Consider the following 24,781-nt stretch of genomic DNA (forward strand, 5'->3'; position numbering starts at 1 on the left):
GACATCGTCAAACTTCTTCTACTAAACTAGAAAATGAAAATATTGTTTAAGTAGAGGTAACAATGAACGGAATCATTCATTCAACACGATTGAAAATTATTGCGCTGTTCGTCGGGATGCTACTCCTTTGTTTGCTTATGGCATTAAGCGTTGTCTCGGGCTATACGGATACGAGCTGGAAGACGGCAATCAGCGCCTATACCCATTTCGATGGATCCAATGCGCAAATCATTGTAAAAACGTCGAGAGTGCCGAGGGCTATCATTGGTGCCGTCATCGGGGTTAGCCTCGCGATTAGCGGCGTCATTTTACAGGCAATCACGAGGAACCCTATCGCCTCTCCGGAGTTTTTTGGAATTAATGCGGGAGCCGGTTTTTTTATTGTTGCAGCCGTCACTTTTTTAGGCATCAGTTCGCTTCAGCAATTTATGTGGATCGGTTTTCTCGGCGCTGGGATCGCCGGTATTTCTGTCTATGCATTGGGTTCTGCTGGACGGGAAGGATTAACGCCAATTAGGCTCACTCTTGCAGGTGCGGTAATGGCCGCGTTGTTCGCTTCCTTAACCCAGGGAATGCTTGTTTCAAATGAGAAAGCATTAGAAGAGGTTCTGTTTTGGCTCGCCGGATCTGTCGAAGGAAGAAAGCTTGAGCTGCTCGCACCAGTATTACCCTATCTGGTCTGTTCGTGGATCGGCGCGCTTTTTCTAGCCCGGCAGCTTAATACATTTTCCCTTGGCGAAGATGTAGCAAAAGGCCTTGGCCAGCGAACCGGTGCATTTAAGCTACTTGCGACCCTTCTTGTCATTTTATTGTGCGGCGGGTCCGTCGCCGTTGCCGGTCCAATCGCCTTTATCGGTGTTGTCGTACCGCATTTCGCCCGTTTTCTTGTCGGGTCCCATCACGGATGGGTCATTCCGTATAGCGGTGTAATCGGGGGCATTTTATTAGTCGCAGCTGACATTGCCGCACGATTCATCATTATGCCGGATGAAGTTCCTGTTGGTGTCATGACCGCCATTATCGGCACGCCATTTTTTATTTACATTGCACGAAAAGGAAAATTCAAATGAACAAATATTGGATTCTTCGCTCAAAAAAAATTTCGTTTTTACTGGATAAGAGAGTGTTCTTTTTAACATTGCTACTATGTATCATTACTATTCTCGTCATGATCGTAAGCAGCAGTGTTGGCGAGCTACATATTCCTCCTTTAGAGGCGGCCAAAACATTGTTCGGTTTCGGCTCGGAAATGAATGAAACCGTCATCCAAAAATTCCGGCTTCCGAGAATTCTAATCGCTTTTATCGCCGGTGCTTCTCTCGCGCTTAGCGGTGCGATCTTGCAAGGAGTGATTCGAAATCCTTTAGCGTCACCGGACATGATCGGCATATCGACAGGTGCAGGATTTGCAGCCGTTACATTCATTACGATGTTTAGTAATAAAAGCAATGCGTTAACGGTCAGTATTCATTATCTTCCGGTTTTTGCATTTATCGGGGCAACGATCGCCGCACTATTTATCTACTTTCTCGCCTGGAAAAAAGGGGTAAGCCCGACGCGCCTTGTACTCATCGGCATCGGATTAATGGCTGCCTTCCAGGCTTTGACAACCTTAATGATTATTTTAGGCCCGATTTATGCGGCCAGCCAGGCAACGATCTGGCTCACCGGTTCAGTTAACGGTGTGTCATGGCAAGATGTGAACGGCCTCCTTCCATGGTTCATCCTTTCCCTACCGGTATTAGCCGTCCTTGTGCGCAGGCTGAATGTTCAGGAACTGGGAGATGAGCTTTCGACAGGACTTGGTGTAAATACAAATCGTGAACGTTTTTTATTTTTAATGATCTGTACCGCCCTCGCCGGGTCTGCCGTTGCATTTAGCGGCGCAATTGGATTTGTCGGCCTGATCGGGCCACATATTGCAAGAAGGCTCGTCGGTTCTTCCTTTGGAGGATTGCTTCCGGTTTCAGGATTGATCGGCGGACTGATTGTACTCATCGCTGATTTGGCAGGCAGAACGCTGTTTTCTCCTTTGGAAGTCCCTGCTGGAGTATTTACGGCAGCGGTGGGAGCGCCATATTTTCTCTATTTATTGTTTAAAACAAACGGATAAGGAGTGGATGGAAATGACTGTTTTGCGTGCGGATGACTTAACGCTTTCATACGGAAAAGAAAACATTATTGATGGCCTTCATTTAGAGATCCCAAAAGGGGAAATTACCGTTTTTATCGGCAGTAACGGATGCGGCAAGTCAACGTTGCTCCGTTCGATGGCACGCCTTTTGCAGCCAAAAAGCGGAGCGGTCATTTTAAATGGAAAAGAAATTGCGAAACGTTCCACGAAAGAAGTAGCAAAAGAATTAGCCATCCTTCCCCAGGGACCGGTCGCGCCCGAAGGATTAACCGTTCTTCAGTTAGTAAAACAAGGCCGCTTTCCTTACCAGTCCTGGCTTAAACAATGGTCGGAAGAAGATGAAGCGGCCGTTGAAAATGCGCTTGAGGCAACCAATATGACGGCGTTTAAAGAGCGTCCCGTTGACTCTCTTTCAGGTGGACAGCGCCAGCGCGCATGGATTGCCATGACGCTCGCACAGGGAACTGACACGATTCTTTTGGATGAACCGACAACCTATCTTGATATGACACATCAAATTGAAATTCTTGATCTACTATTTGAATTAAACGAAAAAGAAAAACGGACGATTGTCATGGTGTTGCACGATTTAAACCTTGCCTGCCGTTATGCCCACCATCTTGTCGCTATTCAAAACAAAGCGGTATACAGCCAGGGGGCTCCAGAAGAAGTCATGACGGAAAAGCTCGTTCAAGACGTCTTCCGCATGCCTTGCCAGATTACAAGAGATCCGCTCTTCGGGACACCGATGTGCATTCCGTATGGAAAGGGGAGAATGGTTCGAAATGCGGCAAGAAACCAATATGCCTGATCATTTAGGCTGGACAATCGAAGAACAATCCTATTTAACAGACCACTACCGGTTTCAATTTCACATTCCAATCAATGTCCCGGTCTATCCCGCTGGCGACCTATTGTTCCGTGAGCCGTTGCTAAACTTCCTAAATAAGGCGGGGAGGAAAATAGGTTCAAATGAATTAACCGTTACTGCATCGCTGTTTTTTAAACGTTATGCCTTTTGCGGCCTCACGTCTTCACTTTATGCAATGACAATGTTAAACAAAGCGTTTGACATGCGATTGAACAACATCGTCATTATCGACCAGGAAGCGGAAGATATGTGGCTTCCTTCGTTCACGCTGAAAAACCTCCACGGAACATCTTTGACAGGAAATCGAAAGCAGTGGCGTTCAGCGATTGTAAAAACGCTCTTTGCGGACAATATGACGATCATGCTGGAAAATCTCGCAAAAGAAACGAGAGCGCCAAAAGCAATGTTATGGGAAAATGCCCGCATTTACATCGTCTGGCTATATGAAACGTGGTTAAAGGAAAACCATTCCGAATCCATTCAAAAGAGAATACAAGATGACTATCAATTTATCATTCACGATGCTGAGCCGTATCACTTCGGCACGATGAAAAAAAATCCGTTTTTCCGATTCGAACATGATCATCAAGAACGGCAACGGCAAACATGTTGTTTATATTACCGAACAGAGAACGGAACATGTTGCACGACATGCCCGCGAAAAAACCTCCGCCATTAAATGAAATTTTGGCGGAGGTTTCTGCTAGAAACGAATCCCATGTACGATCGTTTTTGCTTCGCTCATAATCGTTTCAATGATTCTTGCAGCCGGCTGTTTTTTGCTCATTGGCGCCGCCTGGCCCGCCCACATGTGGACATATTCCCTGTTCTTTTTGGCAGCGGAAGCTTTTCGTATATCATTTGTTAACGCATTTTGGACAGGGTATGGAGGCAAATCGGATTCCTTCTCCATTTCAGCCATGAACGAATTTCTTATTCCTCTTGCCATCTTTCCGGAAAATGCTCTTGTCAATTGAAGATCCGTTTCCTCGCATTCCAAAATGGCCTGTTGGTGCAACTGCCTTGCTCCGCTTTCTTCCGCTGTTAGAAAGGCCGTTCCTACTTGCACTCCCGCCGCCCCGAGGGCGAGGGAAGCAACTAGCCCTCTTCCGTTCATAATGCCTCCGGCCGCGATGACGGGAACGTTCACCTTGTCTACAATTTGCGGGACTAAAGCGATCGTTCCGATCAGGGCCTCTTCTTCTCTTCCGATAAATGTTCCGCGATGCCCACCCGCTTCGCTTCCTTGCGCAACGATCGCATCAACGCCCACTTCTTCCAATATGGCCGCTTCCTTTACGGTTGTTGCCGTTCCAATAACCGTAATGCCGTGTTGTTTTAACTTGTTCATGATCGTTTGAGAAGGACAGTTAAATGTGAAGCTTATGATTTTGACATCCGATTCGATAACGGCTTCCAGCTGTTCCTGAAAATCTTCCCCATATTTTGACACTTGTGGGCTTAAAGGGAGGTCTAATTTTTCTCGATATGTATTTAAGCGCTCTTGCATTCGATGAATTTGCTGCCTATCCACGACGAATTCTTCGGGCAAAAATAAATTTACGGCAAATGGCTGGTCCGTCAACTCCTTTATTTTTTTAATTGACTCCTTGATCGCTACAGCGTTCATGTAACCCGCGCCAAGTGTCCCAAGTCCGCCAGCCTTGCTTACTGCTGCAACAAGTTCCGGTGTCGTCGGGCCCCCTGCCATCCCCGCCTGTACGATCGGATATTGAATGCCAACAAGGTTGCACAATCTTTGATCCATTAAGTCCACTCTCCCCTTCGTTATTTTTTCATCTCTCTCCATTTCTGATGAATGACATTTGATGTTTCTGTCATATGTTCAGCCCAATGATTATCTTTTTTTGTAAAGATCACTTTTCCCTTTTTATCCAGCATACCATATCCCCGGTAAGGAACCGTATCATTTCGCATGTTCATATGCTCGATCAACTTAAATTCAGGGTCAGATAAAAATGGAAACGGCGGTTCCAATTCATCGTGCAAATATTTAAGGCTTTTCATTGTATCGCTACTTACAGCGTAAATATTGACATCCATATCATTAAATTTTTTCACATTTTCTTTTAAAAGAGTAAGCTGTTTTTTACAAAGGTCACAGCCAGCTGTAGTAAAGAAAAAAATAAGCGCAGGTTGATCCCCGGGGAAAATATGAACGATTTCACCACTTGTATTCTTCAATTCAATAGACGCCTCTTGTCGGCCGGTGCATCCGGCAATTAATGCGGCAACCATTACAAATAGCAATGTGAAGATGATCATACGAAGGAATTTCAAAAGCGTGCCCCCCTTTCCTAATTATCTATAGTGTTCGCATATTTCTCTTTATTTACTTCCCTAAACTGTTATGATTAAAAGGTGCATCATGAACTTTGAAAAGGATTGAGAGATATGAACCATTTTTTGCGAACGTTATGTTTAGCCTTTCTTTTACTATTAACCGCCTGCGGGACGACAGAAACCTCTTCATCTTCTAAACAGGGCGCGTCTACTTCACCACTGCATACTGAAGAAGCAGAAAAACATAAAAGCACTGTTCCCGCAGAAGTAATTCGAGTAATTGATGGAGACACCATAAAAGTGAACGTAAACAATAAGGAAGAAACCGTCCGTTTTTTGCTCGTTGATACTCCTGAAAGTGTCCATCCGACAAAACCGATACAGCCTTTTGGACCGGAAGCGAGCCAATTGACAAAAAAGCTCTTAACCGGAAAAAAAGTTGAGCTGGAACTTGATGTGAGTGAACGTGACAAATATGGCCGCCTGCTCGCTTATGTATATGTGGACGGAAAAAGCGTTCAAGAAGAACTGCTTAAAAAAGGGCTTGCCAGAGTGGCGTATGTATTTGCGCCTAACACGAAATATGTCGACCGTTATCGCAAGATCGAGCGGGCCGCCCGCGAAAAAGGGATCGGTATTTGGAGTCTTGAAAACTATGTCCAGGAGGACGGTTTTCACCCTAAAAAAGAGGCGAAGCAACCGAAGGAGCCCCTGGAAACGGAAGATCATCCTTCTGGCTGCAACATTAAAGGCAATATTTCCACCCACGGCGACAAAATCTACCATGTGCCGGGAGGAAGGTATTATCGTATTACCAAACCGGAGCAATGGTTTTGCACAGTAAAAGAAGCTGAACGTGCAGGATTTCGGCGATCAGCCGAGTAAATCCGCGAGGAGCGCCAATTTCCGGGCACTCCTTTCTCTGCTTATTGGCCATTGTCATTCATATGCGTTCTTCGATAAAATTTCAACCAGGAATGTTTCATTTTCTGATGAGCAGGGTAAAAGGATACGGTATGTTCCGAATCAAACGATAAAAGGTGAAGGAAATGCATGATAAAAACAAAGCGTTATACGATTATTTAATTTCCCATGCAAATGAAATAACGGACGAATGGCTGGGCAAACGAAAATATAGCAAAAACTCCGTCTATTCATTGGAAAAAGATGCTGATTACCTGCGAAAGACGAATCAATGGGTGATTCAAATTCTCTCGAGCTCTTTGCTGGATGCCCCGAACACTATAATAGAATTAAACGAATGGGCGCAAAAGACGGCTTCTGAGAGAGTAAGGACCGATACGCCCATTTATGAAGTGATTCATCAATTCAAAGTTTTCCGCAATGTATTTTGGGACAAAATCCATTCATTTGTAAATGACACAACGTTACAGATTACACCATCCGATATAATCGAGTGGGAAAAGAAGATCAATTCTACTCTTGATGAAGTGATCGAAAGATTTACCGAATCTTATAATGAAATTACGACAACGAGATTGGTCGCCCAGGAAGCATTGATTAACGAACTGAGTTCACCGATTATTCCGATCGCGCACGAAATCGGAGTCCTGCCGCTTATTGGCGTTATTGATACGAAGCGGGCAAAATATATTATGGAATCGACTTTACAACAATGCACGTCATTAAAAATTAGCCGGTTATTTATTGATCTGTCTGGTGTTGCCATTATGGATACAATGGTTGCTCAAGAAATCTTTCAGGTGATCCAGACATTAAAACTAATAGGCGTCGAAACGACACTGTCCGGCATCCGGCCCGAAGTCGCGCAAACCGCCGTGAATTTAGGAATTGATTTTAGCAATCTTTCAATAAGCAGCACACTCCAGCAAGCACTAATGGATCTCCACTTGACAGCAAACAAAAAGACCTGAAAAGAATGATCTTTAAGCAGGTCTTTTTTTGCTGTTTTTTATTAATTTAATGATGATAACGGCAACGATCAGAACGGCGGCAATAATTGCTGCCAGTTTCGTATAAGGCGCAGCGACCGTTTTAATATTCTCCCAGTTCCTCCCCAGCGTACTGCCTAAATAAATAAACATCATCGACCATGGAATGATCGCAAGCGTCGTGTACGTCGTAAATTTGACAAAAGACATTTTGGCAATGCCGGCCGGGATTGAAATGGCATGTCTGACAACTGGAATAAAGCGGGCAAAAAAGATCACACCTGCTCCATATTTTTCAAACCATCGTTCTGATATGTCAATATGTTTTTTACTGATTAATATATATTTGCCGTATTTCTCGAGAAACGGACGTCCTCCGTACGCTCCTGCCCAGTATAGGAACAGCTGGGCGATTGTCCCTCCGATTACTCCGGCGATGACCGAGCCTGTGAACGTAAGGTGGCCCTGAGACATCATATAGCCTGCATAAGATAATACAAGTTCACTTGGAATAATCTCAATCATTAAACCGAGTGCAATGCCAAGATGGCCTAAACTAACAATCCATTCTAAAATCGATACGATAAATTCATGCATGCTGAACCCACTTTCCGTATATAAGCTGCATCACTATTATAGCATTATTGGAACGCTCCATTTCTTAAAAAACGATGAAAAATAGGAAAAGCGAAATGCTTGTTCCATAATCTACTAAAATATATGCAAAAACACTTCCCGCTATTCGCAAAAACAAGCTGAGGCCATTTTGACCCCAGCTTGCTTTTATAACTCATCAAAACCATTGACATCGGATACTTTTGTGTATTGACGTGATTTTTGTTCAAAGAAATCGCTTTTGCCACTGTCGACATCTTCATAAGCTTTAATCCATTTCATCGGATTTTCGCGATAGCCTTCAAAAGGCCGCTCAAACCCAAGTTCGTTCACCCGTTTATTTGCCATAAACTTAATGTACGCCTCAAGCTCAGAACCGGTAATGCCCATGAATTTATTTCCGATAATGTAACGTCCCCAATTGATTTCTAGCTCTGCTGCCCGCTTAAACGTTTCTCGGACAAACTTCTCCGTTTCTTCATTGTCAAGTTCGGGGAATTCGTTCAGCAGCTCTTTAAATATATTTCGGAACAATAGGACGTGCAGCTGTTCATCACGGTTAATGTAATTAATCATCGTGCTTGTCGACACCATTTTTTGATTGCGCGCCAAATTATAGAAAAACGCAAACCCGGAGTAAAAATTCAGGCCTTCTAAAATGATGTCGTACACGATCGACTCCATCAGCGTTTTTGGCGTCGGATGATTCACAAACCGTTCATATCCTTCAGCGATGAAATCATTTCGTTCCCTTAATACCGGGTCATGTTTCCAATACTCGAAAATTTCATCTTGCTTCTGCTTCGAAACAAGGCTTGACAACACATAGCTGTAGGATTGATTATGAACGACTTCCTGGAAGGACAAGGTCGTCATTAAAGCGACGAGACTGGAATCTGTCAAATAGTGGGCTACCCTTCCGCTATAGTCCGTTTGAATGCTATCGAGAAAAGCAAGTAGACCAATAATTTTATTAAACGCCTCTTTCTCCTCTTCATTCAATTGCGGATATTGTTTCATATCGGTTGACATGTTGATTTCAAATGGCGTCCAAAAGTTGGCGAGCATATTTTTATAGAGCGGATAGGCCCATGAGAAGCGGACATCGTCCCAGTTTAAGACATTCGAGCTCTTCCCGTTGATGATGCCGGTTGAAGCATTTGGCGCTGCCACATCGTACAGTTTTCTTTCTTGCAATTTTTCCATTTAAAAACTCCTCCTCATTAGAGCCTGCCATTTAACTTGAACAGCTTTCGCATTCATCGATTTCCGCCTGTGACGTTGAACGTAAATAATAGGTGGTTTTCAATCCAGATTTCCACGCAGTTAAATGGAGGTTGAGCAGCTCTTTCGCCTTAATATTGTTTTTAACGTACAAATTAAACGAAATCGATTGGTCAATATGTTTTTGCCGTGCCGCATTTTGCCGGATGCTCCATTGCTGGTCGATTTCGTAGGCCGATTTGTAATACCAGATTGTTTTGGCTGACAAGTCCGGAGCCGTAACCGGAATCTTGTAATCTTTCTTTTCTTCGGAGTACTCTTTTTTGAAAATCGGGTCGATCGATGCCGTGCTTCCCGCAATAATCGCCGTCGTCGAGTTCGGTGCCACTGCCATTAAATACCCGTTGCGAAGCCCATTTTCTTTCACTTCCGCTTTTAATTTTTGCCATTTTCCGGCAGTGTAATTCCGCGAGTCAAAGTAAGCGCCCGTTTGCCAGTCCGATCCTTCGAACACAGGGTAGGCGCCTTTTTCTTTCGCTAATTCCATACTTGCATGAATCGTTAAATAGCTAATTTTTTCATAAAGTTGATCGGCATACGCTACCGCTTCTTCCGATTCCCAGCGAATGCCTTCTAACGCCAGAAGGTGATGCCATCCGAACGTTCCAAGACCGATGGCACGATACTTCTTATTCGTCAAAACCGCTTGCGGCACTTCAATACGGTCTTCATTCAAATCGATGACGTTATCGAGCATCCGCACTTGAATCGGGATCAATCGTTCTAAAACATCTGCTTTCACCGCACGGGCAAGCGAGATCGAGCTTAAATTGCATGTTACAAAGTCACCCGGTTCTTTCGTGATGATGATCTTTCCGTCTTCCGTTGTTTCCTCAATCACCTTTGTCAAACTCATGTTCTGGGCAATTTCTGTGCACAAATTGCTGCAATAAATCATGCCGGTATGCTTATTCGGGTTTGCCCGATTGACCGTATCCCTGTAAAACATATAAGGAACGCCTGTCTCAAGCTGGCTTTTTAAAATTCGTTTAACAATTTCAATGGCGGGTACGACATCGTAACCTCCTGTTCCCCGCTCACCGAACAACCCTTCATTCGCCGCTTTTACACATTCTTCATACTTCTCCCTGAAACTTCCTTTGCCCGGCTCCTCATCATAAAAATCATCCAGATCATATCCCATCACTTTCCTGATCGTATGCGGGTCAAACAAATACCAGTCTTCTCGCGCTTCGACCTTTTCCATAAATAGATCTGGGACTGACAACCCGATAAATAAATCATGCAGTCTTAATCGTTCATCCCCGTTATTCAGCTTGCTGTCCAAAAACGAAAAAAGATCTTTCCCGAACACAGGATAATAAATGCTGATGGCGCCTTTGCGCTGGCCAAGCTGATCGACGCTGACAGCCGTCTGGTTGAGCAACTTCGCCCATGGAATGACGCCTGATGATGTCCCTTTAAATCCTTTAATATCGGATCCGAGGCTTCTGATTTTTCCCATATAGATGGAAATTCCTCCGCCCCCTTTTGAAAGGGTAGCCGCATCGGTATTCGTATCATAAATGCCTCTCAGGCTATCATCCATTGTATCTATGAAACAACTGGACAGCTGCCCATAGCTTTTACCCGCGTTGGCGAGTGTCGGCGTCGCCACCGTCATGTACAGGTTAGAAAGCGCCCAGTACGCTTCTTTAACAAACTCCATTCGCTTGTGCACGGGTTCATTGATCATTAATGTCATTGCAATGATCATAAAACGTTCCTGCGGCAGCTCGTACACCCGGCCATCGTACGATTTAGCCAGATAGCGGTCAGCCAGCGTCCTTACGCCAATATATGTAAACAGCTTGTCTTTTTCAGGATCAATAACTCCCTCGAGTTCTTCAATTTCTTCTTTTTCATAGCGCTCTATTAGTTCAGGTGTATAGATCCCTTCATCCGTTAACCGTGAAATGAGCGTGTAAAGAGAGCCATATTTGATCTCCGGATTGAACCCTCTATTTTTTGCCGCTTCCATGTAAAGTTTTCTTAAAAAAACGGATGCCGCCATGAACGTCCAGTCCGGTTCATTTGCATTTATTCGTTCAAGGCTATTTAAGATCAATACATCGGCAAGCTTCTGTTCATTTATATCTTCATGATCGTTTAAAAAGGACATTACTTTTTCGATATAGGGCCTGGAATGCAATTGTGGAAACCGGCTAAGAACTGGCTCTATCCATGTTTGGATGATTCTTTCTCTTTCCATCGTATCGGTAGTCAAACGAAACACTTCCTTTCAAAAATAAAAGCCCATCCTTCTTCAAGGATGAGCTCTATAAAACGACACAAATAAAAATGCACAGTTGTACATCACATTTTTAGCCCGTGTCGTTCTCATCTCAATCCCCGAAGAAAAGAAACGCATAAGAAAAAGGCAGGTCTACTGGCTCATGCTTCGCTCTACTCTGGTCCTTCCCATGTAAAAGCCACGATCCATCGCGCGTTCTTTACACAGTGGATATTCCCATTTCGTCCACAATTACAGTTGCGGGGACAGCTCCGAATTTCCATCGGATTCCCTATTAAGTCTTTTATAAGACACCTTTATTCTTACTTCATATTCAATATGTAGTTAACATCTATTACTTTGACACTAAATATTGTGTTTGTCAATAGTTCTGGCAACATTTCCTTCTGTTATTTCAAATCAATATTTTCTTGCATGACTTTTGCGCAATACTTAATGATGTCTCGTCGTCTGATAATACCAATAAAGTAACCGTTATCATCTGTTACTGGAATAAAGTTTTGATCGGTTGAAAGAGGAATTAAATCTTCCATGTTCGAGTTGATGGTAACAGGAATGTTGCGAACCCGTTGCGGCACGTTTTTCAATTTCGTTTTCAATACTTCTTCATATCCGATTTCAAGCGCATCCCGGAGCTTCCACAATAAATCTCCTTCAGTCAGCGTACCTACATAGCGACCATCCTCAGAAACAAGAGGCACCGATGTATATTTATGGTACGACAATTTTTCAAGCGCCTGTCTCATCGTTGATTCTGGATTTAAGTATTTTACTTCATCTTTTGGTAATAAATAAAAAGCGATATTCATTTGTATATGTGCCTCCTCTAATCCAGTTGTTACCCATTATATTATAACAGATCTACTGAAAATCAAGAGAATTATACACTCTAAACAGTCCTTCGATAAATCGTAACAATTTCGTTTTACAAATCGTAGTCTTTCCGTTTATAATAAAACGTGCGTATAAAATGAGAGGAGAAACATCATGAGAAACAAATATAGATTCTTGACAGTATTACTTATTGTTTCGGTTTTGCTAACTGGATGCGGTGCAAAAAAGGCCTCCAATGATCATCATTCCGGCCGGCTAAAAATCTTTACAACCATTTATCCTTTGCAATACTTCACTGAGCGTATCGGAGGCAAGTATGTTGAAGTTAAAAATATTGTTCCCCCGGGGGCAGACGCTCATTCATTTGAACCAACGACGAGAACGATGATGGATGTCGCTACAGGAGACGCATTTATTTATAACGGAACTGGAATTGAAGGGTTTGCAAATGCAGTAAAAGATGCAATTAAAGATGAAAATGTGAAAGTCATTGAAGCAGCAAAAGGGATCGATTTAATAAAAGCGTCAGAACATGAAGAAGAAGGACATGACGATCACGGTGATAAAGATCCGCACGTTTGGCTCGATCCAGTCCTTGCTGAAAAAATAGCCGCCAACATTAAAAATGAATTAATTGCGTTAAAACCTGAAGAAAAAGCCGAATTCAATAAAAACTATCAATCTTTGAAAAAAGATTTAGAGCATTTGGATGCATCCTTCAAAAACACCGCTGCCAAATCATCAAAGAAAGCGTTTGTTGTTTCACACGCTGCTTACGGTTATTTAGCCAAACGCTATGGTTTAGAACAAGTTGGCGTGACCGGCCTGTCGCCTTCAGAGGAACCATCACAAAAACAATTGGAGAAAATCATTAAGCTCGTCAAAAAAGAGCACATTCACTACATTTTATTTGAAGGAAATGTGAACAATAAAGTCGCAAGCGTCGTCGAAAAAGAAACAGGGGCGCGCACATTAACGATGCGCAACCTTGAATCGTTAACAAAAGATGACGTGAACCATCATGAAGATTATCTTTCATTAATGAAGAAAAATGCAATTGCCCTTCAAACCGCTTTAAAATAAACTATGAAAGACCATCGGAACGTCCGATGGTCTTTCTTTTCCTTGCAAGGGAATCATCATTGTAATTAGCAGCAACCACCGCCGAAGCCGTATCCGCCAAATCCAATACATGCACATCCAATAATAATTAACAAAATGAACAAGACGACGATTAATGCAAAGCCGTTCCCAAATCCACATCCAAGTGCCATTTTGTTTCCTCCTTCAACATTAGTTAATTAACTGCTTTCACCCATAACATATGTGACTACCCGATGATTTGTACCGGTACAAATGTGGAATTTTCGAAATGGCGCAAAAATGTCCATTTTCTCCTTTATCCACTCTTGTCCTCTACAAAGCTTCCTAATCCTTCATATGTTATGAAGGAAAGACAAACTGCTTTTAAGAGAGGAGGTCCATAATGGCAGGTTGGGGCGGATGGTTCGCCATCATTATCGTACTGTTCATTCTCTTAATTATTGTCGGGTGCGCTTGCGTTGGCTGTTGGTGGTAATGGGAAAAACGCTACAATTGTTTCTCTTACAAGAAGCAAGACTTCGATCAATTGGCGAAGCGCCAAACTAAAAAAATCGGGACATCTCCCGATTTTTTAGTTATCCGATTGATTTTCTTCTTTATATTTTTCTTTCAGCTTCCAATAAGTATCGAGCGCCTGCGTGCCGATTCTTCCCGCAACATCATTATTGGAATACGTCGAAACATTCGGGACGGCAATCGCAAATGCGACTTCAGGGTTTTTAAACGGCGCAAAGCCGACCATCGTAATATTATATTTTTCGGTCTGGCCATGGTTGACATACACCTGGGCCGTCCCCGTTTTCCCGGCAGGATCATGGTATTTTGCCTGATGGAAGCCATATTTATAGGCCGTTCCTCCAGGGCTGTGCATCACTTGGTAAAAGCCTTGCCGGACGCGATCAATATACTCTTCTTTCATATCGACTTTGTTTAAAATGTGCGGCTCTACTTTTTCAATTAATTTGCCTTCCTTATCGGTTGAAGGGCTCGGTTCGCGAATTTCTTGCAAAAGGTGCGGCTGAACGCGATACCCGCCATTGGCAATTACGGATACATATTGCACAAGTTGCAGCGGCGTATATGTATCAAACTGTCCAATCGCCATATCAATCATGTTCCCTAATTGCTGATAGCCGCCATTATAGCCGGTCGCTTCATTCGGAAAATCAACTCCCGTTTTCACCCCGAGGCCAAACTGGCTGAAATAATAGCGCATTACATCAAAACCGAGCGTCTTGCTTTTGCCGTAATAAACGCCTCTATCATAATCATATTTCCCCAGCATCATCGCAACGCGCCAGTTATAGACGTTGGAAGACATTTTTAATGCCTCGAGGTCATTAATATACCCCATGTTTTTCCATGACTTTTTTGGCTTCCCCTGACCAAATTTCAATGGCGTATCATACAGGACAGTACCTGGATGAATAACACCCTTTTGAAAGCCTGTTAAAATGGTCGCACCCTTAACCGTCGATCCCATGGCATAAGCGTTAAATAGGGCACCATACGAGTCGTTATGGAATTTTCCTGTTTTCTTGTCATATGTCTTTCCGGCCATCGCATAAATTTCGCCCGTTTTCGGATTCATCATGACAATATAGGCACGGTCGACATATTCATTGCCGGCCATCGTTCTAGACGTTTTTATTTCTTTCTCCACAATTTTTTCCAGATTGCTTTGCAGTTCCATATCAACGGTCAACACCAGGTCTTTGCCGCGCTTGCCGTGGATGACTTTCGGCTTCCCGATCGTTTCTCCGTTTTTCGGATTGATTTTATAGACGGTTTTCTCCTTTGTGCCTCTAAGCACATCTTCATATTGCTGCTCCAGGCCGCTTACGCCGACCTGGTCGCTTAAATCATAGTTTCGCGCTAAATAATACCCTTGCTTTTCTTTCGGCATTTGTTTAATGTTGCCGAAAATGGTTTTCAGCGATTCGCCATACGGATATTTCCGGTCGGCATCCGGCGAAATTTCCACGCCCGGCAATTGATCGAGGTTTTCCGAAATAACAGCGATTTGCTCGTTCGTCAAGCCTTTGATGACCGGTTGGGCGGTGTATGAGGAACCTTGATCCATATTCCGCTTGATCGCCAATACTTTAAAATCATCTTTCGTTAACGTTTTTAAATCGTCTTTCGTAATCCGTTCTTTTAAAATTTTATATTGTTCACTGTCACTCTTTTTCAATTCTTTTTTCGAAAGGCGGCTGACCATTAATTTTTGCAGCCCGTTTTTTCCAAACTTTTTCAAATCGTTTTCTGTTAAGCGCTCCGTTAAAAGCTTATATTGCCCGTCGCTGCTTTTTTGCAGCTCTTCTTTTGACAAATGGGCTTTCAATAAAGCTTGCACGTCATCGGCAGGCAATTGTTTCAAATCCCCTGCCGTTATTCTTTGTTTTAAAAGCTTGTATTGTTTAGCAGCATCCAAATTGGCCCGTTCATCTTCATTAAGGCGTTTTTCCATTACGTTATATAAAGCTTCTCTCGCCTTCAGGCTTTGTTTGGCAATAAAATAGTCTTTCTTATCGCTTTCAGTAATTTTATCTTGATCCCCTTTTATGTAGCGGGAAAGCCATTTAGCGACCCGCATGGTGTCTTCTGGGGTCGTGCTCTTTGTTTTTGTGTATGTGAGGGTGAAAAACGGTTTATTATCGACGACAACCCGGTGGTGGCGGTCATAAATGATACCGCGGGGCGATTCCTTCGTCGCTTCTTCCTTTTCAACCGCTTCTGATTCTAAACGTTTTTCTTCTCCGTGCACAATTTGCAACACACCTAAACGCAGGATAAGGATCGAGAATAATGCAAATACAGATAAAAACAAGATATTGAGCCTCAGAGGCAAGTGGCTTTTCTTTTTCTTTATTTTGGATTTCATTTTATTTTCAGATTGAACTTCCATTCTCTTCCCCTCCCTGGAGTGTAACACAATTGAAACATAACGGTAAAAAAACTAATACTACATGTGCTAGTGTAACAAAATTCCCTTTTTTTATCTATGAAAATTTTTAAATTGCTCATTTAATAATTATTTGCTTTATTAAAAACTCCTCTTATTTTTACACTTTTTTAAAAAGAAATAAGAAAAACGACTCATTCGACAATGACATGAGCCGTTTTTCTCTATGAATCATTGAAAATAATCTTCAAGTCCGCAGATAATGCCTTCTGCGGCTTTGTTCTGGTAGCTAGATGTGCGGATTAGAAACTCTTCTTGAGGATTCGTTAAAAATCCGAGCTCAACAAGAACTGCCGGACGGCTATTTTCCCTGAGGACGTGAACATTTTGAAACTTAATGCCCCGGTTTCTCATCCCGGTTTCTTTAATGACATTTGTTTGAATGTCATTCGCTAAACTTGTATTTTTGCTGTAATAATACAATGTTTCAATACCGGTTGCCGTGCTATCAGCCGAATTGAAATGAATGCTTACAAACGCGTCAGAAAAATAGCGATGACTTATATCTACTCTTCCTTGAAGCGTAATGTAAGTATCGTCGGTTCTCGTTAAAATGACGGTAGCTCCTTCACGTCGAAGTTTGTCTGCTACAATCTTTGCCGTGCTGAGCGTTAAATCGGCCTCATGTGTTCCATATTTTGAGCCAATTGCTCCGGAATCGTGTCCGCCATGGCCCGGGTCGATAACAATTCGTTTTCCGGCAAGCGGACCGGGATTTTCACCGGGATTCGTTTTTGGAACCGTTCCTTCAGTGACCAATACGTACTTGCCCGAAACCCACGCTGTCTTTCCATTCGCTAATTTTACCTTCACCCATCCATTATCGCTCGTTTCAACATATTCCAATACATCGCCATAATAGGCATAGCCTATTGTTGAATACGATGTCCCCGGACCTGTTCGTAAATTTAGCGTATCGGCTTTAATCGTAACAATTTTACTTTCCGGCTTTGACGGTTTGTCCGGCTTGCCGGGTTTAGGATTCGTCGTGTCGACCTTAAAGGTTAAATATTTCGTTGATACCCAGCCAAGTTGGGCGGAAGATGTTTTCACATTGGACCAGGAGCCCTGTTGTTTTAACACGTTAATCACTGTTCCTTTTTTCAAGGTACCTATTAACTTGTAAGCCGTTCCAGGGCCTGACCGGAAATTTAACGAGCTGGCCGTCACCATTGCCGGTTTTGGCTTTGCCGCTGAACTTGTGTTTGGGTTGCTTTCTTTGATTGGCTTGGAAGATTCCAGTTGAATGTATTTTAAAGAAATCCACCCTTTTTTCCCTTTGTAGCTAATTTGGCCCCAACCGCTTTTTTCAGCTAAAATCGTTACTTTTTCCCCCTTTTTTAAAGCGCCGATTTTAGAAGCGGTTGTCCGATAGGAAGTTCTTACATTTAATGAACTAGCCGTCACCGTTCCCTTTTTCAGTTTGCTCGCTAATTGGCTGCTGGAGGATGAAGATTTCTTTATGTACTTTAATGATATCCAGCCTTTTTTCCCTTTGTAACTAATTTGTCCCCAGCCATTCTTTTCTGCCAGTATCGTTACCTTCGTCCCATTTTTTAATGAGCCGATCACTTTTGCAGTTGTACTTGCCGAACTTCGGACATTTAAACTTGTTGCATTGACTGTACCTGTGTTTGTCCCCGCAGCAAAAACGGCCGGCTGAATTGTGCTAAAAAATAACACAAGCACAATGAAACATGCAGGTAACCGTATTTTTGATTTCATGCTGTGCCCCCCTAAGCTTATTCCAGACTTTATATCGGCACGAATCGACGGTTTTTTTAGACAAAAATAAAAATAGCCGACAATTACTTGAGTAATTGTCGGCTATTTATTCGGATCGAAGAAATGGGTTACAGCAGGCCGGCATATTTTAGTCCGTGCCAAATGCCATCTTCTGATACACTTTTTGTTACATACTTGGCAGCTTGTTTTGCCTCTTGAAGCCCGTTTCCCATAGCGATGCCCATCCCGACCGTCCGTAACATTTCAATATCATTCAATGCATCGCCAAAAGCGTAGCTATTTTCACGTTTTACATTCATTTTTTTCAAAAGAATTTCGATTCCTTTTGCTTTTGAGCTTCCCATTGGCAATACATCCGTTGAATGCTCGTGCCAGCGGACAAAATCAAAGATTCCATTATACTGTTCCGTATAGGCACGTTCAAATTGGGCCTGGCAAAAAAGGAGCACTTGAAAAATTTCACTTGTCTCGTAATATGTTTCATCCCGCTCAGGATAGTAAGGGAGAAGTTTTTTCATACATTCATAAACAATTTCGTTTCGATCAACACTCGCAGTCGCTTTTATATGATCCATAAAAATGAGCGGATGATTATTTTCGGTAGATAGCTCGAGTAAATGCCCGATCCATTTTCGCTCAAGCGGCCGCTTGTAAATTACTTCACCGTTAAATACGACATAGGAGCCATTGAAGCTGACAAAGGTATCGATATTTAATTCAGCAGAGATCTCCTTAAACATAAATGGCGATCTGCCTGTTGCGATGGCAACATGAATTCCGTTTTTCTGCAAATCTTTGATCGACTCTTTCGTTGAGTCGGGAATTCTTTTTTCTTCGTCTACTAATGTTCCATCTATATCAAAGAAAACAATTTTTTCTTCCATGTGCTAAGCTCCTTTACTGCCACTGTCCATTAACTTACTTTGTGAATTTCTACATCTTTTTGCTGATCCGTCTTTTCAGCTTTCTTTCCAATGGTAAGGAGGAAGACGGTTAAAATAATAAAAAGGCCCCCGATTGCTTGTACTAGCCCGAATGATGCATTCATCCATACACACGAGAAGACCGTTGCCGATAAAGGTTCTGCACTGCCTAACAAACTCGTTTGTGTCGGCGTAATATAACGAAGACTATCTAAATAAAGATAAAAAGCAAGCAATGTTCCAAATAAAATCACGAAAAGCAAAAGAGAACATGAAACAAGGGACCATATTTGCCCATGCACTTCCCAGGGAGGATGAATAAAGCAAAGGGCCCCACCGCCGATGACCATTGACCACCCGACAACAACGATTGAACCCCATTTGCTTATTAATGCGTGGGGATACATTGTATAAAAGGCGGAAGCGACTCCTGATAGAATTCCCCAGCTAATAGCAGCCGCCGGAACCGTAACCGCATGAACATTTCCGTTTGTCAATAAACAAAAGGTGCCTACGAGCGCAAGCATGACCGCTCCGAACTCCCGCGGTGAAGGGAGTTTTCGAAATCTAACCGTTATATAAAGGATAATGAAAACAGGGCCTAAAAATTGAAGAAGTGCCGCAGTTGCCGCATTTCCGTGCTCAATACTCGAAAAAAACGTAAATTGGCAGCCAAGCATTCCAAAAATAGAGAATACAAAAAGGGAAACGGCGTCTTTTTTGCTCCTCCAAATGTTCCATACCTTCGCTTTATGTGACGACGCCAGTGCCATTAAAAGAAGCAAGACGCCGGCAGACAGCATTCTGATGGAGACCACCCAATTGACATTAAACTTCGCATGACTAAATAAGTATTCGGCCACATTTCCAGAGAGCCCCCATAATGAAGCCCCGGCTAGTACCATTAGAATACCTTTCCATTGATCCACTCTCGTTTTTTCCATGTGCTTCCCCTATCAATTTAAAACTAAAACACAACTTTTTTATTATAGCACAAATTTGCTAAAGCAAAATTCGCCTCAAAATAAAACGCCGTGTGGGAGATCAGCACGGCGTTTTTCTTTCTATAGGGGGATAGAATACTATACGATCATTCGTTTAAAAAAGTGACTCCAGGCATAAAAAAAATATTTTTATGGGCATGTATAATTTAAAATCGGATAAACAAACTACAAATACAAGGAGGTGATACATATGGCACGTAACAACAACTCTAACGAGTTATTAGTATCAAACGCCCAACAAGCGATTGACCAAATGAAATATGAAATCGCAACCGAATTTGGTGTACAACTCGGTCCTGATACTACTTCTCGTGCTAACGGATCAGTCGGTGGAGAAATCACAAAACGTCTTGTCCACATGGCTGAACAACAACTTGGTGGCGGATTCCGTCGTTAATTTTAAACTCTCCTCAAGCCAAAAAGGGTGGATCTGTCCACTCTTTTTGTCCGCAACCTTCTTTCACACCTCTTGAAGCATTTAAGCAAAAAAATTGCCAGGGTTCTCGTATCCCTGGCTGGAAAAAGGTTATCTTTAGTATAACATAATTTTCAAGAAAAACAAAAAGAACACAATTTTTATTTTTCCCACGGTTTTTGAGCACCGATTTTTGCCGCAACCATTTTTCGTTCTTCACGTCTCTTCCTGCGATTGACAGCCCGCTCTGCCGCTGTTTCATGCAGCCACTTTTCTTCTTCGGTTTCAGGAATGACCTTTGGAACAGGTGTCGGTTTTCCATCTTGATCCAGTGCGACAAATGTTAAAAAAGACACCGCACAAACTTTTCGTTCTCCTGAAATTAAGTTTTCCGAAATGACTTTTACAAACACTTCCATCGATGTTTTATGTGCCCATGTCACAAATGCTTCTAAGCAAACCGAATGCCCTACTTTAATGGGGTGCAGAAAATCCACTGAATCAGTAGAAGCCGTTACCACATTTTGACGTGCATGCCGGGTTGCCGCAATCGCAGCGACATCGTCAATATAGGCCATTAATTTTCCGCCAAAAAGAGTGCCGTGATGATTTGTATCGGGCGGTAAAATCATGCTCGATTTAACGGTTCTGGATTCGCTAACATATTTTTCACTAATCATTTCAAATCCCTCCTCATCCCTTTCTAGTTATACCACAATTTTCTTCCAAGTAACCTTTTCCAGCTTTATTCAAATGTTTTTGATAATGGTTTGTCTTTAAAAATTTCTGATAAAATCGAGCAACCTTATTGCCATTTTCGTCATTATCACGTTTAATTAGGTTATATTTCCCGCTTATTTCGAATCGTCAAAAATTTCCACTATATTTTTGAATACAGAAAATTTAATATAATAAATAAAGAACTAATTGTAACAGTTGGAGGAGGATTTCTTGATGAAGGGGCTTACATGGAAAATAAACATAGACGAACTCGACCGTATTGAAAATGCGTATTACACGATTGCTGATACGGTGAGACCTCAAATTTGGGAGGATGAAGGGATTACATCAACACAGTATCAATTACTCAAAACGCTTTCTTCCAAAGATAAATGGACGGTTACTGAGCTTGCAGAATCCATGAAAGTCCGTGCAAGTGCAACAACAGTCATTATTGATCGATTGGTGAAACGCAATCTAGTGCATCGCTACCGTTCAGAACTGGACAGGCGTATCGTTTATATCGAAATTACGAATGATGGGCGATTAGCATTTGAAAAAGTAAAAGAAAAACGCAACCAAATTGCTCTACATTACCTTTCGAAACTATCTGAAGAAGATTATTCGCATTTATTAAACAGTCTGGAAAAGCTAGCGGATATCGTGACAAATGACGAAAAGAAGTATGACAAATAGTCATGCTTTTTTTATTTTCTAAAAAAAAGTAAACATACTACTTATTTGGTACGATATAAGTAACGACCAGGTTATTCGTTTCCATTTTTGTAAAAACGCTAGCATAGAGGATTTGTTTATGGCGAAAATCGAAAGACTTGAAAAACTACTACTATCTATCAATTCGAAAAAGAAGTTTACCTTAAAAGAACTTGCAGATGAATTCAATGTATCAACAAGGACTATTCAACGAGATTTACTGACACTTATTGACCGGGGCCTGCCAATCGTTTCAGAGTATGGTCCAAATGGCGGGTACTTCCTCGAAAACCGAAGAATTCTCCCGCCCATTGGCTTTACAGAATTAGAAGCGTTCCACTTTCTTTATGCGTCCCAACCTTTTTTGGAAAAGCCTATTTTACCCTTTCAAAAAGAGGCTGAATCAGGGTATAAGAAACTTCTTCAGTTTTTGCCGGAAGAGGCGAAACATCAATTAAACGAACTAGAGAAAAGATTATGGATCGAGCTGCCGCTTAGCACTCCTCCCTATTTTTTTAAAACTATTTTGGATGCGGCGTTGGCGCAAAAAATTGTAACCGTCCAGTATCAATTGGACAAAGAAACAGTCTACTACAATATTCAGCCAATCGGAATCTATAATGAAAATGGGAAATGGCATTGTCCGGCCTTCAGTTATTCGACAAATGCCTTTCACGTGCTGGACTTGTTTTTCGTGAAGAAAGCGGCATTAAATGATGAAACCGGGGATGTTAAGGATTTTTCAAATGTAACAATTAAAAACTGGTTTCATACTGCACCTTCTAATGAAAAAGTGCTGTTAAAAGTTCACTTTACACCAAAAGGAGCAGAAGCCTGCCAACACCATAAAAGGCTGCACCACTTTCTCCAAATCCATCAAGATGGGTCAGGTACTATTGAAATTGAACTACTATCTGGAGAATTAAAGCGTTTTGCCGATTATATATGGACATTTGGCAAGGAGGCCTATATTGTTTCTCCGATGGAGTTAGTTAATGAAATGAAAGAGCGCATTCAGACTATCTCTGACTTATATTCAACTGCCGTTCACCTTTAAGGAAATCGCTAAAGCGTTTAACGCCAGTGGACAAAAGTCGGCAATCAATAAACCGGGGAGTGGTCCGATTTTTCATCTTTTTAAAATATATATTAGGATATCCTTCATAAAATGAAAAATTTAGCATATACTACTACTAATACACTTAAGGGGGATATCCATGGCCTTTTTTTCCAAAAATCCGACCGAACCGATACCTGATGTAGAAACGAAAGTATGGGCATGTACTAGTGATGAGTGCCAGTGTTGGATGCGGGTTGACTACTCACTTAAAGATACACCAGATTGTCCGTTATGCCATTCGGATATGAAACAGGAAATCCGAATGCTTCCAGAGTTAAAATAAAACTTCTTTTCAGCTAGATCGGCAGCTAATCGCAGCTGCCTTTTTAGTTGTAATGAAGCTTCGGCATCATCACCCGTTTTTTCTTAACGGGTGAGTTTTTTCATATTCTAGTCCTTCTGTTAATACATTAGGTTAAGAGGTTTTTACGGGAGGTTTATTCATGCAAATTCATGTCGTCACCCGCGGTGATTCCATTTGGGAGATCGCAAGAAGATATGGAGTAGACGCTTCTATGATTATTCAAGTAAACGGAATGGCCAACCCGGATGTTCTCGTTGTCGGCCAAGCTATCGTCATTCCCGATCCTTTTCCTACCTATGTCGTTAAAGAAGGAGATACACTTTATTTCATTGCCCTCCGCATGCATACTACGGTTGAAGCGATTGTTGACCGAAACAATATTACCGATCATTCTCAGCTTTATGTCGGGCAGACTTTGATAATTCCCGTCCATACAGTCCAATCCGGTGAAACGCTTTCTGTTATTGCCAAACGCTATCAATCAACCGTTCAGGCGATTAGTGAAGCAAATTCCATTTCCAATCCAGAACTTGTATATCCAGGCACCCATTTAACCATTCCATTGATCCGGCCTGTGAAGGAAGTCTTTGCTTACATGAACGATTTCGGGCCAACTGCCCAGGCGGAAATTCGTGACATCGGAAAATATTTAACATTTATCGGTCCGTTTAGCTATTTTATAAAACGTGACGGCTCATTGACGAATATGCAAGATACCGGGATTATTGCCGCGGCTCATTCACAAAAGGTGGCATCGATCATGGTCGTCTCTAATTTTGAAAAAGGGGCTTTCAGCACCGAACTTGCCCATGCCATTCTTTCCAGCTCTTCCCTTCAAGAAACGTTGCTTACCAATATATTAAATACGATGCGCAGCAAAAATTACCGTGGCGTTAATTTTGATATCGAGTATGTGGACCCAAAAGACCGTGAAGCTTACAATCAATTTTTGCGTCGTGCAGTCGCAAAGCTTCGCCCGCTTGGCTACTCCGTCTCTACCGCGGTACCTCCAAAATATTCGAGCGCTCAAACCGGTGCTTTATATGAAGGCCAGGATTATGCGGCTCAGGGGAAAATTGTAGATTTTATCGTAATCATGACCTATGATTGGGGCTGGTTCGGAGGAAGGGCGATGCCGATCGCACCATTAAATGAAGTCAAAAAAGTATTGGACTATGCAGTAACCGTTATTCCACGCAATAAAATTATGATGGGCGTATCATTATATGGCCGTGATTGGACGCTCCCATTTGTTCAAGGAACATTCGCAGATACGATTAGTGGGGCTGAGGCGGTTAACCGGGCTGCCCGGTTTGGCGCAAGTATTCAATATAATGAGAAGGCCGAATCGCCTTTCTTTACGTATTACGATCATCAAGGTAAAAAGCATGAGGTGTGGTTTGAAGATGCCCGAAGTGTAAAAGCGAAGTATGAAGTCGCAAAACAATACAACCTTCGGGGAGTCGCATATTGGGTTCTCGGGCTTCCTTTTACACAAAACTGGTATGTCCTCCAAGAAGCAATTAAGCCGAAAAAAGTGTAACACCCGGGTGGTCC

At 42.3% G+C, this 24,781-nt stretch carries 25 protein-coding genes and 1 riboswitch; of the genes, 13 read left to right on the forward strand and 12 right to left on the reverse strand.

The window, feature by feature from the left end; all coding sequences use genetic code 11:
- Window positions 1-62: 62 nt before the first annotated feature.
- Genes H538_RS0102275 through H538_RS0102290 form a run of 4 tightly spaced genes read left to right on the forward strand, consistent with a single transcriptional unit; the run spans window position 63 to window position 3,684 of the window.
- The gene (locus tag H538_RS0102275; RefSeq protein WP_035349772.1) at window positions 63-1,070 is read left to right on the forward strand and encodes a FecCD family ABC transporter permease; all 1,008 of its coding nucleotides are present in this window, start codon (window positions 63-65) and stop codon (window positions 1,068-1,070) included.
- Entirely contained in the window at window positions 1,067-2,113 is a 1,047-nt protein-coding gene (locus H538_RS0102280) for a FecCD family ABC transporter permease (RefSeq protein ID WP_026676188.1), read from the forward strand. The genes H538_RS0102275 and H538_RS0102280 overlap by 4 nt, the downstream gene beginning before the upstream one ends.
- Before the next feature lie 13 nt (window positions 2,114-2,126).
- Window positions 2,127-2,945 (forward strand): ABC transporter ATP-binding protein, encoded by an 819-nt coding sequence (locus tag H538_RS0102285; protein ID WP_026676189.1) that lies wholly within the window; start codon window positions 2,127-2,129, stop codon window positions 2,943-2,945.
- A complete protein-coding gene (locus H538_RS0102290) occupies window positions 2,920-3,684 on the forward strand; it encodes an IucA/IucC family C-terminal-domain containing protein (RefSeq protein ID WP_026676190.1) in 765 nt (254 codons plus the stop codon). Before H538_RS0102285 ends, H538_RS0102290 begins: the two co-directional genes overlap by 26 nt.
- A gap of 24 nt (window positions 3,685-3,708) precedes the next feature.
- On the opposite strand, the gene H538_RS0102295 is transcribed toward H538_RS0102290, so the two are convergent.
- Both H538_RS0102295 and H538_RS0102300 read right to left on the reverse strand, forming a co-directional pair.
- Window positions 3,709-4,773 carry an NAD(P)H-dependent flavin oxidoreductase gene (locus H538_RS0102295; protein ID WP_026676191.1) on the reverse strand — a complete coding sequence of 355 codons (1,065 nt, stop codon included), beginning with the start codon at window positions 4,771-4,773 and terminating at the stop codon, window positions 3,709-3,711.
- Between the two features lie 20 nt (window positions 4,774-4,793).
- The gene (locus H538_RS0102300; RefSeq protein ID WP_026676192.1) at window positions 4,794-5,306 is read right to left on the reverse strand and encodes a redoxin domain-containing protein; all 513 of its coding nucleotides are present in this window, start codon (window positions 5,304-5,306) and stop codon (window positions 4,794-4,796) included.
- A 114-nt stretch (window positions 5,307-5,420) separates the two neighbouring features.
- On the opposite strand from H538_RS0102300, the gene H538_RS26930 reads away from it, so the two are divergent.
- On the forward strand, window positions 5,421-6,194 hold the full coding sequence (locus tag H538_RS26930; protein ID WP_035349774.1) for a thermonuclease family protein: 774 nt from the start codon (window positions 5,421-5,423) through the stop codon (window positions 6,192-6,194).
- 164 nt (window positions 6,195-6,358) lie between these two features.
- Entirely contained in the window at window positions 6,359-7,204 is an 846-nt protein-coding gene (locus H538_RS0102310; RefSeq protein WP_026676194.1) for an STAS domain-containing protein, read from the forward strand.
- A gap of 12 nt (window positions 7,205-7,216) precedes the next feature.
- Here the strand turns inward: H538_RS0102310 and uptA are convergent, their stop codons facing one another.
- The 4 genes from uptA to H538_RS0102330 form a co-directional block, all read right to left on the reverse strand.
- Entirely contained in the window at window positions 7,217-7,819 is a 603-nt protein-coding gene (uptA, locus tag H538_RS0102315) for an undecaprenyl phosphate transporter UptA (protein WP_026676195.1), read from the reverse strand.
- Between the two features lie 186 nt (window positions 7,820-8,005).
- Window positions 8,006-9,043 carry a ribonucleotide-diphosphate reductase subunit beta gene (locus H538_RS0102320; RefSeq protein ID WP_026676196.1) on the reverse strand — a complete coding sequence of 346 codons (1,038 nt, stop codon included), beginning with the start codon at window positions 9,041-9,043 and terminating at the stop codon, window positions 8,006-8,008.
- A gap of 31 nt (window positions 9,044-9,074) precedes the next feature.
- Window positions 9,075-11,333: a ribonucleoside-diphosphate reductase subunit alpha gene (locus tag H538_RS0102325; RefSeq protein WP_035349898.1), complete on the reverse strand. Its 2,259-nt coding sequence runs from the start codon at window positions 11,331-11,333 to the stop codon at window positions 9,075-9,077.
- Between the two features lie 150 nt (window positions 11,334-11,483).
- A riboswitch (cobalamin riboswitch) is annotated at window positions 11,484-11,688 on the reverse strand.
- A 76-nt stretch (window positions 11,689-11,764) separates the two neighbouring features.
- The gene (locus H538_RS0102330; protein WP_026676198.1) at window positions 11,765-12,184 is read right to left on the reverse strand and encodes a CBS domain-containing protein; all 420 of its coding nucleotides are present in this window, start codon (window positions 12,182-12,184) and stop codon (window positions 11,765-11,767) included.
- 178 nt (window positions 12,185-12,362) lie between these two features.
- Here H538_RS0102330 and H538_RS0102335 point away from each other — a divergent pair, with 178 nt between their 5' ends.
- A complete protein-coding gene (locus H538_RS0102335; RefSeq protein ID WP_026676199.1) occupies window positions 12,363-13,292 on the forward strand; it encodes a metal ABC transporter substrate-binding protein in 930 nt (309 codons plus the stop codon).
- Between the two features lie 65 nt (window positions 13,293-13,357).
- Here H538_RS0102335 and H538_RS25350 read toward each other — a convergent pair whose 3' ends face one another.
- Window positions 13,358-13,483: a YjcZ family sporulation protein gene (locus tag H538_RS25350; protein WP_081412548.1), complete on the reverse strand. Its 126-nt coding sequence runs from the start codon at window positions 13,481-13,483 to the stop codon at window positions 13,358-13,360.
- Window positions 13,484-13,695: 212 nt separating this feature from the next.
- Between H538_RS25350 and H538_RS25355 the strand changes: the two genes are divergently transcribed.
- Window positions 13,696-13,788: a YjcZ family sporulation protein gene (locus tag H538_RS25355; protein WP_081412549.1), complete on the forward strand. Its 93-nt coding sequence runs from the start codon at window positions 13,696-13,698 to the stop codon at window positions 13,786-13,788.
- A gap of 96 nt (window positions 13,789-13,884) precedes the next feature.
- Here H538_RS25355 and H538_RS22895 read toward each other — a convergent pair whose 3' ends face one another.
- From H538_RS22895 to H538_RS22900, 4 genes are all read right to left on the reverse strand, one after another.
- Window positions 13,885-16,221 (reverse strand): peptidoglycan D,D-transpeptidase FtsI family protein, encoded by a 2,337-nt coding sequence (locus H538_RS22895; protein ID WP_051291203.1) that lies wholly within the window; start codon window positions 16,219-16,221, stop codon window positions 13,885-13,887.
- A 228-nt stretch (window positions 16,222-16,449) separates the two neighbouring features.
- Window positions 16,450-18,003, reverse strand: a complete 1,554-nt coding sequence (locus H538_RS0102355; RefSeq protein WP_026676200.1) for an N-acetylmuramoyl-L-alanine amidase family protein — start codon at window positions 18,001-18,003, stop codon at window positions 16,450-16,452.
- A gap of 128 nt (window positions 18,004-18,131) precedes the next feature.
- On the reverse strand, window positions 18,132-18,908 hold the full coding sequence (locus H538_RS0102360) for a Cof-type HAD-IIB family hydrolase (protein WP_026676201.1): 777 nt from the start codon (window positions 18,906-18,908) through the stop codon (window positions 18,132-18,134).
- A 29-nt stretch (window positions 18,909-18,937) separates the two neighbouring features.
- Complete coding sequence (locus tag H538_RS22900; protein ID WP_051291205.1) at window positions 18,938-19,891, reverse strand: DMT family transporter; 954 nt, start codon at window positions 19,889-19,891, stop codon at window positions 18,938-18,940.
- 250 nt (window positions 19,892-20,141) lie between these two features.
- Between H538_RS22900 and H538_RS0102370 the strand changes: the two genes are divergently transcribed.
- Window positions 20,142-20,348, forward strand: a complete 207-nt coding sequence (locus tag H538_RS0102370) for an alpha/beta-type small acid-soluble spore protein (protein WP_026676202.1) — start codon at window positions 20,142-20,144, stop codon at window positions 20,346-20,348.
- A 179-nt stretch (window positions 20,349-20,527) separates the two neighbouring features.
- Here the strand turns inward: H538_RS0102370 and H538_RS0102375 are convergent, their stop codons facing one another.
- Entirely contained in the window at window positions 20,528-21,046 is a 519-nt protein-coding gene (locus tag H538_RS0102375; protein WP_026676203.1) for an acyl-CoA thioesterase, read from the reverse strand.
- A gap of 274 nt (window positions 21,047-21,320) precedes the next feature.
- Between H538_RS0102375 and H538_RS0102380 the strand changes: the two genes are divergently transcribed.
- From H538_RS0102380 to H538_RS0102395, 4 genes are all read left to right on the forward strand, one after another.
- On the forward strand, window positions 21,321-21,782 hold the full coding sequence (locus H538_RS0102380) for a MarR family winged helix-turn-helix transcriptional regulator (protein WP_051291207.1): 462 nt from the start codon (window positions 21,321-21,323) through the stop codon (window positions 21,780-21,782).
- Window positions 21,783-21,900: 118 nt separating this feature from the next.
- On the forward strand, window positions 21,901-22,857 hold the full coding sequence (locus H538_RS0102385; RefSeq protein WP_026676205.1) for a helix-turn-helix transcriptional regulator: 957 nt from the start codon (window positions 21,901-21,903) through the stop codon (window positions 22,855-22,857).
- 160 nt (window positions 22,858-23,017) lie between these two features.
- Window positions 23,018-23,203, forward strand: coding sequence for a cold-shock protein (locus tag H538_RS0102390; protein WP_026676206.1), 186 nt, complete (start codon window positions 23,018-23,020; stop codon window positions 23,201-23,203).
- Window positions 23,204-23,363: 160 nt separating this feature from the next.
- Window positions 23,364-24,767 (forward strand): LysM peptidoglycan-binding domain-containing protein, encoded by a 1,404-nt coding sequence (locus tag H538_RS0102395; RefSeq protein WP_026676207.1) that lies wholly within the window; start codon window positions 23,364-23,366, stop codon window positions 24,765-24,767.
- The last annotated feature ends 14 nt before the right edge of the window (window positions 24,768-24,781 follow it).

The sequence above is a fragment of the Fictibacillus gelatini DSM 15865 genome (assembly GCF_000430745.1).
GTDB lineage: Bacteria > Bacillota > Bacilli > Bacillales > Fictibacillaceae > Fictibacillus_A > Fictibacillus_A gelatini.

Excerpts from the sequence above, each read along its gene's own strand:
- H538_RS0102275 (WP_035349772.1), top strand. The coding sequence starts at position 63 with ATGAACGGAATCATTCATTCAACACGATTGAAAATTATTGCGCTGTTC.
- H538_RS0102280 (WP_026676188.1), top strand. The coding sequence starts at position 1,067 with ATGAACAAATATTGGATTCTTCGCTCAAAAAAAATTTCGTTTTTACTG.
- H538_RS0102285 (WP_026676189.1), top strand. The coding sequence starts at position 2,127 with ATGACTGTTTTGCGTGCGGATGACTTAACGCTTTCATACGGAAAAGAA.
- H538_RS0102290 (WP_026676190.1), top strand. The coding sequence starts at position 2,920 with ATGCGGCAAGAAACCAATATGCCTGATCATTTAGGCTGGACAATCGAA.
- H538_RS0102295 (WP_026676191.1), bottom strand. The coding sequence starts at position 4,773 with ATGGATCAAAGATTGTGCAACCTTGTTGGCATTCAATATCCGATCGTA.
- H538_RS26930 (WP_035349774.1), top strand. The coding sequence starts at position 5,421 with ATGAACCATTTTTTGCGAACGTTATGTTTAGCCTTTCTTTTACTATTA.
- H538_RS0102310 (WP_026676194.1), top strand. The coding sequence starts at position 6,359 with ATGCATGATAAAAACAAAGCGTTATACGATTATTTAATTTCCCATGCA.
- uptA (WP_026676195.1), bottom strand. The coding sequence starts at position 7,819 with ATGCATGAATTTATCGTATCGATTTTAGAATGGATTGTTAGTTTAGGC.
- H538_RS0102320 (WP_026676196.1), bottom strand. The coding sequence starts at position 9,043 with ATGGAAAAATTGCAAGAAAGAAAACTGTACGATGTGGCAGCGCCAAAT.
- H538_RS0102325 (WP_035349898.1), bottom strand. The coding sequence starts at position 11,333 with ATGGAAAGAGAAAGAATCATCCAAACATGGATAGAGCCAGTTCTTAGC.
- H538_RS0102330 (WP_026676198.1), bottom strand. The coding sequence starts at position 12,184 with ATGAATATCGCTTTTTATTTATTACCAAAAGATGAAGTAAAATACTTA.
- H538_RS0102335 (WP_026676199.1), top strand. The coding sequence starts at position 12,363 with ATGAGAAACAAATATAGATTCTTGACAGTATTACTTATTGTTTCGGTT.
- H538_RS25350 (WP_081412548.1), bottom strand. The coding sequence starts at position 13,483 with ATGGCACTTGGATGTGGATTTGGGAACGGCTTTGCATTAATCGTCGTC.
- H538_RS25355 (WP_081412549.1), top strand. The coding sequence starts at position 13,696 with ATGGCAGGTTGGGGCGGATGGTTCGCCATCATTATCGTACTGTTCATT.
- H538_RS22895 (WP_051291203.1), bottom strand. The coding sequence starts at position 16,221 with ATGGAAGTTCAATCTGAAAATAAAATGAAATCCAAAATAAAGAAAAAG.
- H538_RS0102355 (WP_026676200.1), bottom strand. The coding sequence starts at position 18,003 with ATGAAATCAAAAATACGGTTACCTGCATGTTTCATTGTGCTTGTGTTA.
- H538_RS0102360 (WP_026676201.1), bottom strand. The coding sequence starts at position 18,908 with ATGGAAGAAAAAATTGTTTTCTTTGATATAGATGGAACATTAGTAGAC.
- H538_RS22900 (WP_051291205.1), bottom strand. The coding sequence starts at position 19,891 with ATGGAAAAAACGAGAGTGGATCAATGGAAAGGTATTCTAATGGTACTA.
- H538_RS0102370 (WP_026676202.1), top strand. The coding sequence starts at position 20,142 with ATGGCACGTAACAACAACTCTAACGAGTTATTAGTATCAAACGCCCAA.
- H538_RS0102375 (WP_026676203.1), bottom strand. The coding sequence starts at position 21,046 with ATGATTAGTGAAAAATATGTTAGCGAATCCAGAACCGTTAAATCGAGC.
- H538_RS0102380 (WP_051291207.1), top strand. The coding sequence starts at position 21,321 with ATGAAGGGGCTTACATGGAAAATAAACATAGACGAACTCGACCGTATT.
- H538_RS0102385 (WP_026676205.1), top strand. The coding sequence starts at position 21,901 with ATGGCGAAAATCGAAAGACTTGAAAAACTACTACTATCTATCAATTCG.
- H538_RS0102390 (WP_026676206.1), top strand. The coding sequence starts at position 23,018 with ATGGCCTTTTTTTCCAAAAATCCGACCGAACCGATACCTGATGTAGAA.
- H538_RS0102395 (WP_026676207.1), top strand. The coding sequence starts at position 23,364 with ATGCAAATTCATGTCGTCACCCGCGGTGATTCCATTTGGGAGATCGCA.